This window comes from Aromatoleum petrolei (genome assembly GCF_017894385.1).
GTDB lineage: Bacteria > Pseudomonadota > Gammaproteobacteria > Burkholderiales > Rhodocyclaceae > Aromatoleum > Aromatoleum petrolei.
The window spans coordinates 1,267,257-1,285,258 of the sequence record NZ_CP059560.1; the positions used below are offsets into that span (position 1 = coordinate 1,267,257).

16 protein-coding genes are annotated in these 18,002 nt (G+C 63.9%); 3 read left to right on the top strand and 13 right to left on the bottom strand.

Going from position 1 to position 18,002, the window contains the following annotated elements; all coding sequences use genetic code 11:
• Positions 1-31 precede the first annotated feature (31 nt).
• The 6 genes from ToN1_RS05750 to ToN1_RS05775 are packed head-to-tail and all read right to left on the bottom strand — an operon-like array spanning position 32 to position 5,302.
• On the bottom strand, positions 32-541 hold the full coding sequence (locus tag ToN1_RS05750) for a hypothetical protein (protein ID WP_169208943.1): 510 nt from the start codon (positions 539-541) through the stop codon (positions 32-34).
• Positions 538-1,212, bottom strand: a complete 675-nt coding sequence (locus ToN1_RS05755; RefSeq protein ID WP_169208944.1) for a hypothetical protein — start codon at positions 1,210-1,212, stop codon at positions 538-540. The genes ToN1_RS05750 and ToN1_RS05755 overlap by 4 nt, the downstream gene beginning before the upstream one ends.
• Positions 1,209-1,751, bottom strand: coding sequence for a hypothetical protein (locus tag ToN1_RS05760; RefSeq protein ID WP_210148035.1), 543 nt, complete (start codon positions 1,749-1,751; stop codon positions 1,209-1,211). The genes ToN1_RS05755 and ToN1_RS05760 overlap by 4 nt, the downstream gene beginning before the upstream one ends.
• Positions 1,748-2,476 carry a hypothetical protein gene (locus tag ToN1_RS05765; RefSeq protein ID WP_169208907.1) on the bottom strand — a complete coding sequence of 243 codons (729 nt, stop codon included), beginning with the start codon at positions 2,474-2,476 and terminating at the stop codon, positions 1,748-1,750. Before ToN1_RS05765 ends, ToN1_RS05760 begins: the two co-directional genes overlap by 4 nt.
• Entirely contained in the window at positions 2,457-4,130 is a 1,674-nt protein-coding gene (locus ToN1_RS05770) for a GspE/PulE family protein (RefSeq protein WP_169208906.1), read from the bottom strand. The genes ToN1_RS05765 and ToN1_RS05770 overlap by 20 nt, the downstream gene beginning before the upstream one ends.
• Positions 4,127-5,302: a type II secretion system F family protein gene (locus ToN1_RS05775; RefSeq protein WP_169208905.1), complete on the bottom strand. Its 1,176-nt coding sequence runs from the start codon at positions 5,300-5,302 to the stop codon at positions 4,127-4,129. The genes ToN1_RS05770 and ToN1_RS05775 overlap by 4 nt, the downstream gene beginning before the upstream one ends.
• 420 nt (positions 5,303-5,722) lie before the next feature.
• On the opposite strand from ToN1_RS05775, the gene ToN1_RS05780 reads away from it, so the two are divergent.
• Together ToN1_RS05780 and ToN1_RS05785 are read left to right on the top strand one after the other, a co-directional pair.
• Positions 5,723-6,256: a lytic transglycosylase domain-containing protein gene (locus tag ToN1_RS05780; RefSeq protein ID WP_244860977.1), complete on the top strand. Its 534-nt coding sequence runs from the start codon at positions 5,723-5,725 to the stop codon at positions 6,254-6,256.
• Between the two features lie 99 nt (positions 6,257-6,355).
• On the top strand, positions 6,356-7,579 hold the full coding sequence (locus ToN1_RS05785) for a glycosyltransferase (RefSeq protein ID WP_169208109.1): 1,224 nt from the start codon (positions 6,356-6,358) through the stop codon (positions 7,577-7,579).
• A gap of 129 nt (positions 7,580-7,708) precedes the next feature.
• Here ToN1_RS05785 and ToN1_RS05790 read toward each other — a convergent pair whose 3' ends face one another.
• The 5 genes from ToN1_RS05790 to ToN1_RS05810 form a co-directional block, all read right to left on the bottom strand.
• Entirely contained in the window at positions 7,709-9,436 is a 1,728-nt protein-coding gene (locus ToN1_RS05790) for a hypothetical protein (RefSeq protein WP_169208108.1), read from the bottom strand.
• A gap of 125 nt (positions 9,437-9,561) precedes the next feature.
• Entirely contained in the window at positions 9,562-10,683 is a 1,122-nt protein-coding gene (locus ToN1_RS05795) for a PEP-CTERM sorting domain-containing protein (RefSeq protein ID WP_169208107.1), read from the bottom strand.
• Positions 10,684-10,910: 227 nt separating this feature from the next.
• Entirely contained in the window at positions 10,911-11,570 is a 660-nt protein-coding gene (locus ToN1_RS05800) for a DapH/DapD/GlmU-related protein (protein ID WP_169208106.1), read from the bottom strand.
• 123 nt (positions 11,571-11,693) lie between these two features.
• Positions 11,694-12,770: a nitroreductase family protein gene (locus tag ToN1_RS05805; protein ID WP_169208105.1), complete on the bottom strand. Its 1,077-nt coding sequence runs from the start codon at positions 12,768-12,770 to the stop codon at positions 11,694-11,696.
• Positions 12,763-13,650: a ThiF family adenylyltransferase gene (locus ToN1_RS05810; protein ID WP_169208111.1), complete on the bottom strand. Its 888-nt coding sequence runs from the start codon at positions 13,648-13,650 to the stop codon at positions 12,763-12,765. Before ToN1_RS05810 ends, ToN1_RS05805 begins: the two co-directional genes overlap by 8 nt.
• A gap of 239 nt (positions 13,651-13,889) precedes the next feature.
• On the opposite strand from ToN1_RS05810, the gene ToN1_RS05815 reads away from it, so the two are divergent.
• Complete coding sequence (locus ToN1_RS05815; protein WP_169208104.1) at positions 13,890-14,657, top strand: PEP-CTERM/exosortase system-associated acyltransferase; 768 nt, start codon at positions 13,890-13,892, stop codon at positions 14,655-14,657.
• Between the two features lie 115 nt (positions 14,658-14,772).
• Here the strand turns inward: ToN1_RS05815 and ToN1_RS05820 are convergent, their stop codons facing one another.
• Both ToN1_RS05820 and ToN1_RS05825 read right to left on the bottom strand, forming a co-directional pair.
• A complete protein-coding gene (locus ToN1_RS05820) occupies positions 14,773-16,665 on the bottom strand; it encodes a propionate--CoA ligase (RefSeq protein WP_169208103.1) in 1,893 nt (630 codons plus the stop codon).
• A gap of 133 nt (positions 16,666-16,798) precedes the next feature.
• On the bottom strand, positions 16,799-17,980 hold the full coding sequence (locus ToN1_RS05825) for a GGDEF domain-containing response regulator (protein ID WP_169208102.1): 1,182 nt from the start codon (positions 17,978-17,980) through the stop codon (positions 16,799-16,801).
• Between the last annotated feature and the right edge of the window lie 22 nt (positions 17,981-18,002).

The window sequence follows — 18,002 nt, forward strand, 5'->3', positions numbered from 1 at the left end:
CCGCGTCGCGATAAGGTCGAAGTCTTCGTTTTCATGGATTCTGGCGATTGAGGGTCTGAATTTTCTTGAGCGGCAGATAAATGAATTCGACCGCGGACGGGGTGATGCGCTCGACACGGTAACGACCTGCGATTTCCTCGCCCTGCCGCGCCAGGCGGACCTGCGTACCCTCGAGCAGAAACACCGCCTTGCCCTGCGCATCGTCGATCGCACCGACATAGCGGAACGGCAAAGGGGGCGCCTGCGGCTCCAGGGGGTCGGCCGGCGCGGCCGGCGGCGGAGGTGGGGCGAAGCTGACGACGCGCGCCAGCGGATCGTCCAGCTCGGGCCACGGCGTGCGCACGATGTCGAGTCGGGCGAGCCTCTCCGCCGACGCAGCCGGCACTTCGGCCAACTTTCCCTGCCCGATGGCGGCCTTAAGCCGGGCTGCGCGTTCGACGGGCTGAACCACGTCCACGTCGGACTCTTCATTGACGGCCCACCAGCTCGCTGCCAGCGTCGCCAGCAGCGCGACAGACAGGAGAACGTGGCGCATCGTCATGAGCGCCCCCGCAGATAAAGTTGCAGACGGATATCCGCCTCAACCGTCTCGGCATCGCTCGTATCGCGCTTGAAACTCACCGACTCCAGCGCGATTTCGGGCATTTCCCGCAGCAGCGCGCTAAGCCAGACATAGAGCGCCGCCGCGTCGGCCTCGACGGGTAAGGTGAGACTGACGAGCGTCAGCGGCGTGCCGGCCACCACGGAACTGCCGTAGTCGGTGCGCCGGACGCTGATGCCGTGTGCAGCACCGTGTTCATTCAGGCGACGCAGGCTGTCCGGCAGTGCGGCAGCCGGCGGGAAACGTTCGAAAAAGGCCGCGACGCGGGCGCGGTCGTCGCTCCCCGGGGCCGGGGCGTCTGCATTGCGCTCCATCCGGCTCCGCTCGTCGGCCAGAGCGGCGGCACGACGATCGACGTCCGTGCCGCCTGCGTATCCTCCCAGCGCCGCAGCCGCCAGCAGGAAGACGCCGAGCGCACCGGGAAGGCCGGCGTTCAACACGAGCCGTCCGATATACTCCCTGACGAGACCGAAGGACGCCCCGCCGCTGCGCGACTCGCCCACGACCCCGGCGGCGGTCGCGGCTGCCTCGCCACCGCCCGTCGCAGGGGCCGCCATCGTCACGAGACGCGGGCACCAGTACTGCATCAATACGCCATCGCCGGGCATCACGGACGTCCGCTCCATTTCGCATTCACGGTGAACTGCACCGCGTCACCGCCTTCGACTTGCACCCACTCGTAGTTTGCCAACTGGGCGTCCCGTACCCCGTCCACTGAACCGAGCCGGGCCACGAATTCGAACATTTCCGCCAGCGAGCGGGCCTGTCCGGCGACCGCGAGCCTGCCGCGTGTCTGATCCGCCTGCAGACTCAGCCACGTGACACCGTCGCGCTGCGCCCCCGCCACCCCGCCGAGCATCGGTCCCCAATCGGCATTCAGGCGCTCGGCGACACCCAGCACCGCCTTGGCCTCCTCGGCCCCCACCGGGTTCCCCACGGCCGACACCACAGGCTGTGCGCGCCGCCCCGCTTCGCGCGCGCGGACGACCGCCGCCTCGCGGGCGTCCATCTCGGCACTGGCACGACGGTAGTCGACAAACTGGAGCGTACAGGCAAGCACCCCGACCCCGAGCAAACCCCAGCCAGCAGCGCTCACACGCCGACGCGTTTGCAGAAAATCGAGATCGACCGGCAGCGGGACCTGTCTCATCCTTCCCACCCTTCGGCGTGCAGCGCAAGCTTGCGCCATCCTGCAGGAACCCGCGGCCCCTCCCCGATGCAGTAAAGAACTCCGGCTTCACCCGGAACGCCCGAACGCAGCGCCTGCGACTCCAGGTAGAGGCCCAGCGACGTATCCCCGGCCGGACCGAGCGGCTGGCTACGCAAGGACTGCCACTGCGCGTCGCGCCAGAAACCCAGCGTGACCCGCCCCTCGCGCTGCACCGCCAGAGCACCGAACGGACTCTCCAGTTCGGGGCGGACCCGGTTGTAGGCGGCCAGGAACTCACCCGTGACGCTGCCGAAACGCAGCCGGTGCACACGGCCCCACGCCGCCACAGCCTCGACGTGTGCGGCAGGCACGGCGCACGCGATGACGGGGAAATCGGTCGCCCCCCGCTCCACGATTATTCGCCATTCGGGCGCCCCCACCCCATGCACTTCCCTGAAACGCAGCGCCAGGAACGCTTCCCGCTCGGCAGCGCCACGCAGGCCGGGCGGCCACCGGACGATCAGGTAGCGCACCACGGCATCGGCAAACAGCACGTCCCAGCGCGAACCTCGCATCACCCCGCCGTCCTGTGCCGCAGCCAGCGCCGTCAAGGCAGCATCGGGCGCCCACTCGTAGGCCAGCCGTTCTTGTGTCGAACCATGCCCGACGCGAATGGCGTCCGGCTCGATCAGCAGGCGGCGGACGTCAGCCGAGAAGCGTGACACGATTCACCTCCTGCAGCGTCGTTTCCCCCGTCGCAGCCACCGCGAGCGCGGCGTCGCGCAGGCCGCGGAACCCGTTGCGCCGGGCCGCGTCCTTGACCGTACGGATCGGCGCACGGGCGACGATCAGCTCGCGGATCTCGTCGTCGAGCAGCAGCACTTCGGCCACCGCACGCCGGCCGCGATAACCCGTCCCGCGGCACTGGCCGCAGCCATGGCCCGCACGGAAGCGGAAGGCGCTCGCATCGCCGATGCGCGAACGTGCGATCAGCTGCGCGTCAGCCGGAACGTCCTCGGTGCAGTGCGGACAATTGATGCGCAGCAGACGCTGGGCGACGATGCCATTGAGCGCGGCGACGAGATTGAACGGGTCGATCCCCATATGCATGAAGCGCCCCATCACGTCGAAGACATTGTTTGCGTGCACGGTGGTGAATACGAGGTGACCGGTGAGCGCCGCCTGCACCGCGATCTCCGCCGTCTCGCCGTCGCGAATCTCGCCAACCATGATCTTGTCCGGGTCGTGGCGCAGGATGGATCTGAGGCCGCGCGCGAAGGTCAGCCCCTTCTTCTCGTTCACCGGAATCTGCAGCACGCCGTTGAGCTGGTACTCCACCGGATCCTCGATCGTGACGATCTTGTCCAGCCCTTGGTTGGTCTCGGCAAGCGTCGCGTACAGTGTGGTGGTCTTGCCCGAACCGGTCGGACCGGTGACCAGCAGCATGCCGTAAGGCTCACTCGCGAGATGGCGCAGCGCTCCCCGGACATCATCGTCGAATCCAAGCGTCTCGAGCGTCAGCCCGCTCATCTCACGGCTGAGGTGCTCCTTGTCGAGGATGCGCAGCACCGCATCCTCGCCGTGGATGCTGGGCATGATCGAGACCCGGAAGTCGATCTCGCGCCCGCCCGAGCGGACCTTGAAACGCCCGTCCTGCGGCACGCGGCGCTCGGCAATGTCGAGTTCCGCCATCACCTTGATGCGGGAAATGACCTGTTCGGCGAGCTCGTTGCCCTGCGCGCTGCCGACGCGCACCAGCACTCCGTCGAGGCGGTACTTGATGACGAGGCCTCCCGGGATCGACTCGAGGTGGATGTCGCTCGCGAGCTGCTTCAAACCATCGTAAAGGGTCGAATTGACCAGCTTGACGACGGGACTCACGTCCGCACTGATACGCTTGAGCGACAGATCTTCAACGCCGTCGCCCTTTCCGCCCTCTTCGTGCGATGCGATCAGGCCGGCCGCCCGTCGCACCTCGTCCTCGTGACGTGCGAGGCAAGCCGCGAGATCGTCATGATCCGCCAACACCAACTCGTACGGCTCGCGCAGGCGTGCGCCCAAGCCATCCAGCAGGTCGGAATCGAACGGGTCCGCGATCGCGACCACCAGGCCGCCGTCCTCGCCACGTAGCGCCACACACTCTCGGCCCAGTGCCATCTCGAACGGAATCGCACCGAAGTCCGGGTCCAGCGCCATCAGACGCCCGTGCCCCATGGAGGTGAGCCCGAGCGCAGACGCCAGGCGCTCCACACGCAACGCCGGACTCGGCTCGAGCTTCGCGAGTCCGTCCATGATGCGCTCGCCGGCCTCCGACGCCGCCGCGAGTTCCGCCGCCGTGAAGGGAGCGGGAGTGAGCTCCGCCGTCAGCGATTCGCTCATCGAATGCTCTCTGCAAGCATGAAGATGGGTATGTACATGAGCACCACGATCAGGCCGATCGCACAACCGATCAGCAACATCAACAATGGGCCGAACAGGCGCGTGAACCACTCTACCTGCCGCGCCGTATCCTCTTCGTGAAATTCGGCCGCGCGAGTCAACATCTCGCCCAGATTCCCCGCACGTTCGCCGACCTCCAGCATGCGCAGCGCAACAGGGGTCGTCAGGCCGCGCGCCGCCAGCATCGCCGAGAGACTGCGCCCCTCGCGAATTGCGGCAATCGCGGCGGCCAGGTTCGCCTGCAATGTTGGCGAAAGCAGGCCCGACACCATCCCCAGCGCCGTCACGACCGGGATGCCTCCCGAAAGCAGCATGCCCACCGTCCGGTAGAAACGTGCGAGCTGAAACACCCGCAGGCGCTCCCCGACGAACGGCATGCGCCACATGTAGCGTCCTACGGTCGCCCACAGGAGAGGGCTACGCACCACGACAGCCCCTGCCCCCACCAATGCCAGCACGATCACCCCAAGCAGGACGGCGTGCCCCTCGACGAACTGCCCCCACTCGAGCAACAGGCGCGACATCCATGGCAGGTTGGTGCCGACGTTCTGGTAGATATGCGAGAAACGTGGCACGACATAACCAAGCAGGAACAGCACCACCAGACCGCCCACGCCGACAAGCAGCAAGGGGTAGATCGCTGCGCTGATCAACTTGTCGCGCAGACGCTCACCGTCCTCCTGATAGGCGATGAAACGCGCAATGGCCCGCTCCAGGTCGCTGGTACGCTCCGCGGCGCGAATCAGCGCGACATACAGGGCGGGAAATGCCTGCGGCGCCGACTCCAGCGCGCTCGAAAGGCTGCGGCCTTCGCGCAACGCGTCACGCAGCCCCTGCATCACCGACCGTATCGCCGGCCAGCGCTCCTTCTCGGCCAGCGCAGAGATTGCCTCGGCCAGCGGAATGCCCGCCCGCAGCAAGGCCAACAACTGCTGATTGAACAGCAGCAGTGGAAAGCGGCTGCGCCCCCGGCCACGCTCCAGCGCCTTCAGCGAAAGCACGGACAAACCGCGCGCCTCGGCCAGCGCGCGTACATCGGCCTCGCACCCCGCCTCGAGTTCAGTTTCGACGACGGACCCGTTCGCCCCGAGAGCCCTGACACGATAACGCATGGATCACCAGTGAATCGTTAACTGTATGCCATCATCAAGACATGCCAAGTCTTTCCGGAACCCGGAACAAGCGGGCGCGCGACTTTAGGCTACATTGAAAAGGCCGATGCCCGGCTGCTCGCCAACATTAGCATAGAAAGCATCATGGAATTCGCACATACTCGTGGCCGCTGGCGTCTTGAAGTTAGACATGTTGCATACTGACAGCCAACGCCCCGGAAACGCTCGTGAGGCCAAATGAGCAAACCGACGTCCTCATCAGATCGACCTCCCTATTCCGAGCACCATGGACAGGCCACGTCAGTCCGCGGAAGCCTGCGCCCTGCTCATATTGCACTGATCGCGGGCGCAACACTCGCGCTCTGCTTCGCAGGCCCCTGCCGGGCAGACCGGCTCTATGGCTTCGCCGACGAGCAAGGCGTGTTCAACTTCAGCGACGCCCCCAGCGATCCGCGGCATCGGGTCATCTTCGAGATCCGCTCGGCACGCCCGAGCCATAACGGAAAGGGCCATGCCCCCGCCACGGCAAGCAATCGGCGCCCCCCCGCCCCGCTCTCCCCGCTCGTCGATGCCGCAGCACGCCACAGCCGCCTCGACCCCTTCCTGATCGAGGCCGTCGCATTTGTCGAAAGCGGCTTCAACGAACGCGCCCGCTCGCCAAAGGGCGCCCTGGGCCTGATGCAGCTCATGCCGGCAACCGCAGCGCGTTTCGGCGTCGACAACCCCCTCGATCCGCGCGAGAACCTGCTCGGCGGCGCACGCTACCTGCGCGAATTACTCGATCGCTTCGATTCCCTGCCGCTTGCGCTCGCCGCATACAACGCCGGGGAAGGGGCCGTGGAACGCCACGGAAACACCATTCCGCCCTATGCGGAGACGGCCCGATACGTGCCAGCCGTCATAGCGCACTATGCCCGGCTGCGAAACCCGAGTGCGCCAGCCGCAGCACGCTGAGGCCGTATTCAGCCCTCCAGCAGCCGAACGCCCGACAGCCCCCTGCAGCCAGCCATCCGCCGTTCGCGCGCTGACAACCGACGAGGACTTGCCGAATCGATGAGGAAGTTGAAAGTCCTGTTCTTTGCCGAAGGCGCAACTCTGGCCCATGTGGCGCGTCCATTTGTCCTCGCGCGCAGCCTCGATCCTGAGCGCTTCGAGGTCGTATTCGCGCGCCCGGACACCTTTGATTGGCTCACCAGGAACACACCCTTCCCCACACGGCCGCTCGCCTGTCAGGCGGCATCGGTTTTTGCCCGCCGTCTCGAACACGGCCTGCCGCTTTACGACCTACCCACCTTGCGCCGTTATGTCGCCGACGACCTGGCACTCATCGACACCGAACAGCCGGATGTCATCATGGGCGACTTCCGCCTGTCACTTTCGGTCAGCGCACGCTTGCGTTCCATCCCGTACGCAACGATCTGCGATGCATACTGGAGCCCCGAGCGTCCCCTGCATCCTCCGCTACCCGTCCTCGCGTTCACCCGCTTTACGCCGATACCGATCGCAGAGGGTATCTTTCGCCTCTTTTCCCCGCTTGCCCTGCGACTGCACGCGCGCCCAATCGAGCACTTGAGGGCGGAACACGGACTTCCCTCCCTGGCACACGACCTGCGCCGCTGCTATACCGACGCCGACCTGCGGCTGTTCGCGAATTTCCCGGAACTGTTCCCTGAAATCGGTACCGGCCCGCATGCAGCCTTCATCGGTCCGATTGCATGGTCGCCGCAAGTCCCAGACGACGCGCCGCCCCGGCTGGACGGCACGTCTCCGCTGATTTACGTCACGATGGGCAGTTCGGGTGATCCCCATGTGCTGCAAGCGCTCCTGCCCGTGCTCGAGGCCACCGGCAACTCCGTGCTCATCGCGTCGGCCGGCAAGCCCTTATCGATACAGCCTACCGCGGATCGCATACGCGTTTTCGACTACCTCCCCGGCGACCGCGTCTGCCAGCATGCGCGCCTGGTGATCTGCAATGGCGGAAGCCCGACAACCAATCAGGCGCTCGCCGCCGGTGTGCCGGTACTGGGGATTGCTCGAAACATGGACCAGTTTCTCAATATGCAGGCGATTACAGCCTTCGGCGCGGGCCTTCTAGTGCGCTCCGACCGCGCAACCACCGCCGCGCTCGACAAGGCGGTAACGCGCCTCCTCGGTGACGCCAATTTCGCTACCTGCGCTCAGCGGCTTCGAGATGCCGCGGCACGCAATACTCCAGGATCAGACCTTGGATCGCACCTCGAAAGTCTGATCGCCGAGAAGACCCGTTCCACCGCGTGACCCCCCGCTACGCAGCCAACGCCTCGGGTAATCCAGAGGCGGACGATTGCGCACGCACACGATCCAGGCAAAAAAAACCGCATTACAGGGCGGTGCGCCCCGCAATGCGGTCATCCTGCAACGAGTGGTTTACTTCAGGTCGAAACCGGTGAGCGGGTGGATCTGGAAGTTACCGCCGTTGATGTAGCCATATACCTCATAGATCTTGTCGGTCTTGTTGAGTCCAGCGACGTCGCCGTTAGCATCGAGGATGACTTTTCCGTCTCCATCCACTGCGGGCTGGACGCCCTTGTAGATAGTGATGCGATAGAAGTCCGCACAACCACAGTCGGCGATGTTCTCGGTGACCGGCGGATCCGCGAACGGATTGTTGCCGGAACCAGCCGGCGGACAGTTCGCGCCCGGAATCGGCGTGTTCGGATTCTCGCTACCCGGCTCACCCAGATCCTCGATATGCACCTGGAACCAGTGATAGGTCGGAACTGGCTGATTCGGACGCTGCCCCTTCGGCTCGGGGATCACATCATCGATCCCGTCGAAGATCACGCCGTCGCTCGCGGTGAAGGTGTTGTTGCTGATATTGCTGAAGGTCCCCACACCAACGAAGTCGATCTGCTTGTTCGGCGCCGGACGTGCCTGTTCGCACCACCCCTCGTCGGTACAGCGAATCTCGTCGATCTGCGTGCCGGCCGGAGCATTCTTTCCGCCATGGAACGCAAAGCTCAGGCCACTCGGGCTGCTGTGGTTGTTATGCTCCCACTGGCCCTTCGGCTGCGGTGGCAGAGCCGTATTGGCACCGGCCTGCCCGCCGAACGAGTAGTCGTAGTAATCGGTCACGGTACTCGATTTCGCAGCTTTGCCTTTCGGCTTCAGCAGCACGGACGGTTTCAGAGTATCGGCGGCAAATGTCCCGTCCCATCCTCCTTCGGCTACGTTGATCCCTGCCGTGTCATTCCCGCCGCCCGTCACCCGACAGGCCGACAAGGTCGGGATGAACTCGAAGTTGTTGCTCGCGTCGGTCTGCAGCACCATCTCAGGCCCGCTTACCCCGTTGATTGCCCCGACCGTCGCAGCATCGACACCGCCATCCGTCTCGAAATTTTTCGAAGGATTGGTCTCCAAATACGGAACGTTCTGCTGCGTCGTGAACTGCAGTATCGTTCCTGCCGCGACCCCTTCCTTGAAGAACGCGGGGTCGGCGTATTGCACCAACACCGCGATGCTCTGCGACCCCTGCCCCTTGACGGTGAGGGTCCCGCCCCAGTTATCCGTACCGAACTGATCGAGAATCCCAGAGCTGAAGTCGGTGCCGAAGTTGCCATTGATCTCGACCACGACCCCGCGCAGTATCTGCGTCCCGTCGCGATAGCCGAGGCCCGTCAGTGACGCTCCCTTGCTACCGGCACCATCGGTCAGGTCGTCATAGTACAAATAGAAGAAGTTGCTCTGACCTGCCGCGCCGTCGAACGCGAAGGTTGCGATCGATCCATCGGAATTGGTCGTCACCGCCTCGCCCGTACCCCCGACGTAGGTCAATTCGAACGTCGAGTTGAATCCGCTCGGGTCCGGATAGGGATCGCCACCGGGATTCAACAGCCCATTCAGGGCGCCGTGAACAAATGTCTGGACCGGCTTGGTGTTGCTTACGCCAAGCGGAATGGCAGGACCACCGTCGGGCGCTTCGGTAACCAGGGCATTGCCATTGCCCCAGTCGAACGCGCTGACCGAAAGCGGCTGGATAGGACCATTACCGTCCGGATCGAAAAGGATGAGGCTTGCGGCTCCCGCGCTCCCCATCGCCGCGAACAACGGTACCAGGGCGAACGCGCCCTGACCCAGTATCTTGCGAAGTTTCATGACTGCATCCCCTTCTAAAAGCGATGGCCCGAGCGATGCTGACTGCCTACGACATCAGCGCCCTCGAGCCATCATTGGATACATCATCGACACCGACCCCGCCGCAAGGGCGTCACACACTCACGTCATGCGGACCTTCTGCGCAGCGACAAGCGGCCGGCACCGAGCATCACGAGGGTCAGACCCAGCAGCGCGAGACTCGAGGGCTCGGGCACCGTGGTGCGGAACGAGTTGCTGGCGTCCGTCTCGAGGATGCAGTCCGGCCCATTGACGCAGTTGATCAATCCAAGGTCGATGCCGCCACCGGCCAAGGTCAGCGAACCGCCGACAAGATCGGTATCGAACGACTGCGAGGGGTTGGTGTCATCGACGGGCAGGTTGTTGCGGGTCGTGAAGAACAGATCCTGAGACAGCGCGGTAATCAGCGACTTGAAGAAGTTGAAGTCCTGGAAGTCGACATCGACTTCGATGGAGGTCGACCCTTCGCCATAGGCGGTCAGTTGCCCGGCCCACTGATCACCGTTCGCGCTCTGGTCGAGCAGGCGGTCGGCGTTGACCGGATCGCCGGTGGCAGGATCGATCGCCCCCTCTTCGCCCGGATCATAGGTTCCATTTCCGTTCGTATCGACGAAGAACCAGTTCGAGGTGAAGCTGCCGGCGCTCGTGAATTGCGAAACGGTACCTGACAGAATCAGCGTGCCGTCGTCGAAGCCGAGACCGGTGAGCGAGCTCGCCTGCGTCCCGTCGTTAATCACGTCGTCGTAATAGACCGCGAAGAAATTCGTGGTGCCGCTCGTATCCAGGTTGAGATTGATCGTGCTGGTGAATTGATAGACGTCGTCGGTTGGATCAAGATTTCCGCCGTCGCTAACCAGTTCGATCGTCGGCGCGCCCGAAAGCGTCGCAGTTTCCGCAAAGCCCGCGATCGCTGTGATCTCCCACGTAGTATTCATGTTCGCCGGATCGCCAACAGGGTCACCATCCGTGTTAGTGAAGCCGTCCAGCACCGCGTGGGTATACAGATTGAATGACGAACCAGTTGTGGGAATCCCCTGATCGATGAGGGCCGATGATACGGCCCAGTCGAATGAGCCATAGGTCTGCGTGAGGGCGTTGGCGTCCGTGCCATCGGCATCGAACAGGACGGGGTCCGACTGTGCAAAGGCGGGCATACCCCACCCCAGAGCCAGGGCAAGGCCTGCCGCAATCGCACTGGAACGAACGCGCCGCGGAAGTTTGTTGGTCATGGCGGACTCCTTTTGTAGGGCTTGCCGATTCGGCACAAGGGCGATTCAACGCCCGACGCCCAACTAGGAGCAAATCCCAGGCCAGAATTTTTTATTCTTAAAAATCAATGGCCTGAGAATCAAAAATGCAAAGCCGGCGATTCACTGTAAAAGAATTCGACACTCCCTGCAGAAAGGCCCTGTCGGGTTCCGCCGCGACAGCCATGGTCGCCTGGAGACCGCTCCGGTCACGCTCGCAGGCGACGTGCCGGGTTCCCTCCCCAAACCTCGCCAGCCCGAACGCGCGTCCCCTTGGTGACGACAGAGCCGGCCGCGATGATCGCGCCATCCTCAATCGTCACGCCCGACATCACGATCGACTTCGCTCCGACGGTGACCCTGGAGCCGATGCGAATCCTGGCGTGGGACAGGCGCTCGCCCTCCATCGCATGCGAAAAGAGCACCGCATCATGCCCAATGATCGTATTCGAGCCGACATCCGTAAGGATCGGATCGAGGATCACTCCCGCGCTGTAGGTATCCTTGCCCAACCGGGCCCCCAAGGCCAGGTAGATGACACGCATGAGCGGCACTGGCAGCACATGGTTGCGGGTGATCGGATAGAACAGCAGCAGGTAGAACAACACATACACGTTGTAGGCGAACTCATCACGCGAGCCCGGCGCGATGTCTCCCTCCCGCAAGGGCATCACGGCGAGAAACAGGCGGTGAACAGCGATCGCAAATACGTAGAACACGAGCACGAAAACGCCGCAAAGGGCCACGCCCCTGAAATCGCCCAGTGAGAGCCCACCAGCCAGCAGCGACGTCGTGAATACAGCCCCGGCCGCCGCAATCGATGCAAGCATCAGAAAAACGAGAATCTGCGTAACTCCGATCTTGCGCATTCGGAGGGACTCCTTACGAGAGATGCACACCGGCTCGCATCATCCGCGAGCCCGGACACGTTTCGGCCGCCATGTACCCGGTCGACCTGCACGGGACTACCGACCAGATCCGGATAATCGCGGTCAAGACCCGACCATCAGTTCGTCGAGATCCCGGCGAGTCGAGCGCGAAGCAGGCTGGCTCGAGTGGCCGACTCGACAAAAGAAGGCGTACGAATCGGCTGCGCCAAAGCCGGTAATCGCATCGAAACGGCGAGCCAGCAGACGCACCGCATCATCGATCCCGGGCTTCACGGACACCTGGCGCCCCGCCTGTGCATACCAGCGAAAGATCACCGGAGTCATCTGCGGCTGCAGGTAAAGACCGAGCGCGGCGATGGTCAACCAGAGCCGCTGGACGGCAACACCGGCCCTGACATGGTCGCCGAGCGTCGTCGGCGGCCTCTCGGGACGAAGCAGCACATGCGCGGCGCACGCAAACGCGGGAATGAAATCGAGCTGGACGCGGGGGGCAACGGTGCCAAGCAAGTACCGATTGAAGAACTCGACACGCGCCCAGTCCTTCATCACCCACCGCATGAGTCGCGCCGTCATCGGATCGACCCCGACCGCCTCTTCGGGGATTCGATCCTTGCTGAAGCGGGCGCCCCATTCGATGATTTGTCTATGCACCGCATACGCCTCGGGACAAGTCAGGCGCACGTGCGCGCTATCCCACAGCAACTTGGCCACCGCGAACCGGCCGGCCAACGACTCGAAGAGCCGCACCTGAAAGCCGGGACCGGGCGCCGCGAGAAGGCGGTCACGCTGTTCCGCGCTGAGACGTTTCGTGCGCATCGGGCGGCGCTGAACCACCCGCGTCTCGATGTGCGCCAGGAGAGGGTCAGGGACAAGCCCGGGCACCTCGCTCAACTCGACGTCATAGATTGGCGCAATATCGGGGCAGCCGGCACGTACGGACCATCGCGCTTCGAGGCCAAAACCGGTTGCTGCAATCCGCAGGGTCTCGAGCAAGGCGCCGTGTGCAATGAGACTGGGCCGGCCGTCGAAGTCATAGAGACACCACTCGCGCGTGTCGAAACCATGGATCGCGATGTGACTCCCGGAGACAATTTCAAAACGCCATGGCTGAGTATTGTCGCCGCTCGGCGCCCAGCGCGCCCGGTCGAGAATCTTGAGCAACACTTCCCGCTCAGCCACGCTGCGCCCCTTGCTCGCGCATGCGGCGCAAGTGCTTCCGGGCGATCCACAGCCCCAATCGCTGCAGCGGGTTTCGATTGCCACCGGGACGCCAGGTACGGACCATGCGCCCCCGGTACGAGTCAAACTGATAGCCCCATGGTGCAGCATGAACCTTTCCTCGCCCGAGGAGGATTTTCAGTGACTCGGCGGCCGTGGCACCAGCGCACAACTGGCACGCGATGATGGTGGACGGGCCTCGCCGCTCGGCGAGATTGACCCGCGACGGATCTGCCAGATAGGAACGCTGCAGCATGCCCGGCGACAGTCCCAGCAGGAAGCGGATCGACATTTCCTCCTCGTCGCAGCCTTCGAGGCAAAAATACTCCTCGAAACTCATCTGCCCCGGCAGGAACACCAGCACCGCGGTTCCCATCCCAAGCGGTGCGGCCGTCACCGCAGGAATTCCCAGTCGGTGGCATGCGGTAAAGGTGGCACGCCGAATGCCGAAGGAGAAGAAGTCCAGTCCGTCGACATAGAGATCGACGTCCTTGAGGAACTCATCGAGGTTGGCATCCGACAAGCCTGCGGGGAAACGACGCACGTCGAGTTCGGGGTTGATGTCGAGCGCCATCTCCGCCAGCACGTCCACCTTTGGCCGCCCGACCGATGACATCATTGCACCGGCCTGGCGATTGAAGTTGACGAGGTCAAAAGTGTCGAAATCGGCGACATTGAACGCCCCGACACCGAGCCGGGCGAGAGTCAGCAGATGAACGCCTCCAACTCCGCCCATCCCGGCGATCGCGATGCGCTTGCCACGCAACGCGGACTGCTCGCCCGTAGTTACCCAACCAATGTTGCGGGCGAACGCAGCATCGTAATCGAATAATTTCTTCACCATACCCCTCTCCCTACCCGTCATTCATCATAGTGAATTCGCACGGCGAGAGAAACCGCGAGATGGCGCATCTTCGGAGCCCCTCGCGGATTTTTGCACACCCACTGTGCGCCCAAGTTGGACTATGATTACTCGGTGAAAGTCACTGCACCCATGCGTTGCAGGAGACGCTCAAGCCCCGTGTCCAGGCCCCGTCCGGCCATCCGGTCATATCCCCCCTCCCCGACAAGGAGACCGCGTTGCTCCTGTTCGACCGATTCAATCTCGGCCACGGATTCAGGAAGTACTTCGAGATCCATCCGGCAACCGACGACGCCCTGCGCGACTCCGTATACCGCATTCGGCACGAGGTATATTGCGAGGAACTCGGTTTCGAGCCCGTGCGTCCGGATCGGCGCGAAACGGACGAGTACGACGCGCACAGCATGCATTGCCTGTTGCGGACGAGTTCGGAGCCGATCAGACCCGTCGGATGCACGCGCGTGGTGCTGACCAGGGCGGAGGAACCGGATTACCCGCTTCCGTTCGAGCGGACCTGCGCTGCAACCCTTGACCGTTCGATCGTCGACCCGTCCCGTCTGCCCCGCGATCGGATTGCCGAAGTGTCCCGACTGGCCGTGCGCTCGACCTACAGGCGCCGGCGTGGCGAGTCGCTGGCCGACGCCCCCATCCATGACGAGGATTTCGGCACCACCGTCCATCCCCGCTTCCCGTACATTCCGATCGGTCTGTATCTGGGCGCCATCGCGCTTGCCGAACGCGCCGGGATCGAAACCCTATTCATCCTGACCGAACCGCGCCTGGCCTCGCATTTTGCAAAGCTGGGGGTGGATGTGCGCCAGATAGGCGGACCTGTCGAACATCGGGGCACCCGTATTCCATCGATGATGGACGTTCAAGGCATCATCAAGGACATGCGTTTCCTGCTGAAACCGATGTGGCGGACGATTCGCGAAGAGATTGGGGCTGCCTACGAACAGGTCGCACACGCCGGACGCACTGTCTGATCTGCTCGCCCCGAGCAATTGATCCGCCCGCCGCCGCGGATGGCACCGTCCCCGGGTAACGAAAAAAAGCCGCGCCTCTCGGCGCGGCCCCCTTTCAGGTCCCGAAAACCCCGACTCAGCCGGCCAGCGCGGCCTTGATCTGATCCAGCGTGCTCGGATCGTCGATCGTCGTCAGGTCGCCTGCATCGCGGCCTTCGGCCAGCGCCTGGATGGAGCGGCGGAGCATCTTGCCGGAACGCGTCTTCGGCAAGCCCGTGATGAAATGGACGCGTGCCGGACGCGCAATCGCGCCAAGAAGGTTGTCCACAGTCTTCATGACCTCCTTCTCGAGTTCCGCACGCTTCTCGGGGCTTTCGACGCGCGAGGCGTCCTTCACCACGGCGAAGGCCATCGGCATCTGGCCCTTGAGCTGATCCGCCACGCCGACGACAGCGACTTCGGCAATCGCGGTGTGCGCCTGGATCGCCTCCTCGATCTCGCGGGTGCCGAGTCGGTGGCCGGCCACGTTGATCACATCGTCCATGCGGCCGAGGATCGTGTGGTAGCCGTTCTCGTCCTTGATACCCCAGTCCGACGACGAGTAGATCACCGGGTGGCTGAAGGTGCTGAAGTAGGTCGAGACGAAGCGGTCGTCCTGGCCCCAGACGGTGGACAGGCAGCCCGGAGGCAGCGGCGGGACGATGCCGACGATACCCTTCTCGTTGGCGCCGCACTCGCTGCCATCCTCGCGGAAGATGCGCAGGTCGTAGCCATACACCGGGAAGGCGGGCGAGCCGAGCTTGATCGGGCTCTGCTCGACGCCGCGGCAGATCGCGAGCATCGGCCAGCCGGTCTCGGTCTGCCAGTAGTTGTCGATGACCGGGATGCCCAGCTCGTCCATGATCCACTTGTGGCTGGTCTCGTCGAGCGGCTCGCCGGCGAGGAACAGGTGCTTGAGCGAGGACAGGTCGTATTTCTTGAGGAAGGCCGGATCCTGCTTCTTCAGCACGCGCACGGCGGTCGGCGCGGAGAACATCACCGTCACCTTGTACTTCTCGACGATCTGCCACCAAATGCCCGCATCGGGGCGCAGCGGCGTGCCTTCGTACATGACCGTCGCCATACCGGCGAGCAGCGGGCCGTAGATGATGTAGCTGTGACCGACGACCCAGCCGATATCGGAGGTCGAGAACATCGTCTCGCCCGCATCGCCGGTGAAGATGTGCTTCATCGATGCGGCCAGCGCCACGGCATAGCCGCCGGTATCGCGCTGCACGCCCTTCGGCTTGCCGGTCGTACCGGACGTGTAGAGGATGTAGCTCGGCTCGGACGATTCCAGCCAGGTCACCGGCACCTTGGCGTCCATGTGCTTCGCGCGCAGCTCACCGTAATCGACATCGCGACCGGCGACCTTCGGAAAGCCCTTGTCCAAGCCGCGATCGACGATCAGGACCTTCTGAGGCGGGAACTCGGCCAGCTTGCAGGCCTCATCGACGAGATGCTTGTACGGCACCGGCTTGCCATTGCGCATGCCGGCATCGGAACTCACCATCAGGACCGGCTTCGCATCGTCGATACGGGTCGCCAGCGAACCGGCGGCGAAGCCGCCGAACACCACCGAGTGGATCGCGCCGATGCGCACGCAGGCGAGCATCGCGAATGCGGCCTCGGCGATCATCGGCATATAGATCAGGACACGATCGCCCTTCTTGACGCCGAGGTCCTGGTAGATCGCCGCCATGCGCTCGACTTCGCGCTGCAGTTCAGCGAACGAATAGACCTTCTCTTCGTCCGTTTCGGTTGAAACGTAGACCAGCGCGCGGTCGTTCGGACGCTTCGCGGCGTGGCGGTCTACGGCGTTGAAGCAAAGGTTGGTTTCACCCCCCTTGAACCACTTCACGAACGGCGGCTTGGAAAAGTCGCAGATCTGCTCTGCGGGCTTGTTCCAGTCGATGAGCCCGGCCTGTTCGGCCCAGAACTCGTCGCGCTTTTCGATGGAACGGCGGTGAAACTCGTTGTACGCGGTCATAAGCTTCCTCTCCCTACTATGATCCCTGCACTTCTTGCTTTTGATATGCGTTCGGCACCGCCCCTCCCTTTCCTCCAAGGGACGGCGGCGCCACCTTTCACAGCTTTGTTGTTATTGTTCCCGGGGCCGCGGCTCAAGCCTTCTGCGTGCCTGGCGCAACGGCCCCGGAGCCGGAATTGTAGTTACTAAGGCGGTCCAGCGGAATCCCGCAGCCGAGGCGCGCCTCGACGAGCTGCAGCAGCGGCATCAGCGCAGCGACCGCGGCCGGAAGCTGCGCATCGAGCGCAGCCCCTTCTCCCGCGCGGATCTGGCCGAGCAGCTGGTCGATGCTCACGACCTGCCTGAGCAGTCGATCGACGACATCTTGGGTGACCTCGCCCTGATCCCCCACCACACGATTGCCGCCCGCCTGCCGTCCCGCCTGGGCCCGCTTCACCGCCACACCGATCAGCTCGCTGACGCTTTGCGCCTCGTCGACCGACGCGCTTGCCACGCCTATCGTCACGCTGATGCGGATGCGATCCTCGCGATACGTCATCACCAACTTTTCCACCGCCTGCTGCATGCGCAGAGCGAAGGCGCAGATGCCCGCCAGATCGGTGCTGGGCGACAGCACGACGAACTGCGAGGGCGCGATCTGGGTGACAGTGTCCTCCTTGCGCACCCGCGTCGCGAGAATGCCCGACAGCTTGCGCCCGACGAGCTGGGCGACGTGGGCGCCGTAAGTCGTGATCAGCTGATCGTAGCGATCGATCTCGACGAGCATCGCGCTCAGGTCGGCCTGATGCCGGCGAGCCAGCGCGAGTTCCTGCTCGCCACGCCAGGTCATGTAGGATTCGGTGACGAGTCCCGACACCGGGTCGACCGGGCTCTGCTTGGCCAAGGCTGCCCGGCTTTCCTCCAGCTCGCGCCTTGTCTGCGCGAGCCGCGTCAGGGAATCGAGGCGCGCGAGGAGCTCGGTCGCGCCGATACCCTTGGTGATGAAATCGTTGGCGCCAAGCTGGCGGGCACGTTCGCGCACGGCATCGTCTTCCTCGCCGGAAATGACGATCACCGGAAGCTCCTGGATGCGTGACAGCTTCGACGACCGGATGCGCTGGAGCAAGCCATAACCGTCGAGCTGCGGCATCCCGATATCGCTGAGGACCAACTGGATCGAAGGGTCGACGAGCAATGCCTGCCAGCCGGCTTCGCCATCGCCCTCCTCGCGGAACTCGAAGCGCCCGCGGATGAGCTTGACGAGGGAGGCCCGCACCATGCGCGAGTCGTCGACGATCAGCACCTTGGGCAGCGGCTGATTTTCCTGTTCGCTCATGGCCCGACTCTCCCCTTTCTGC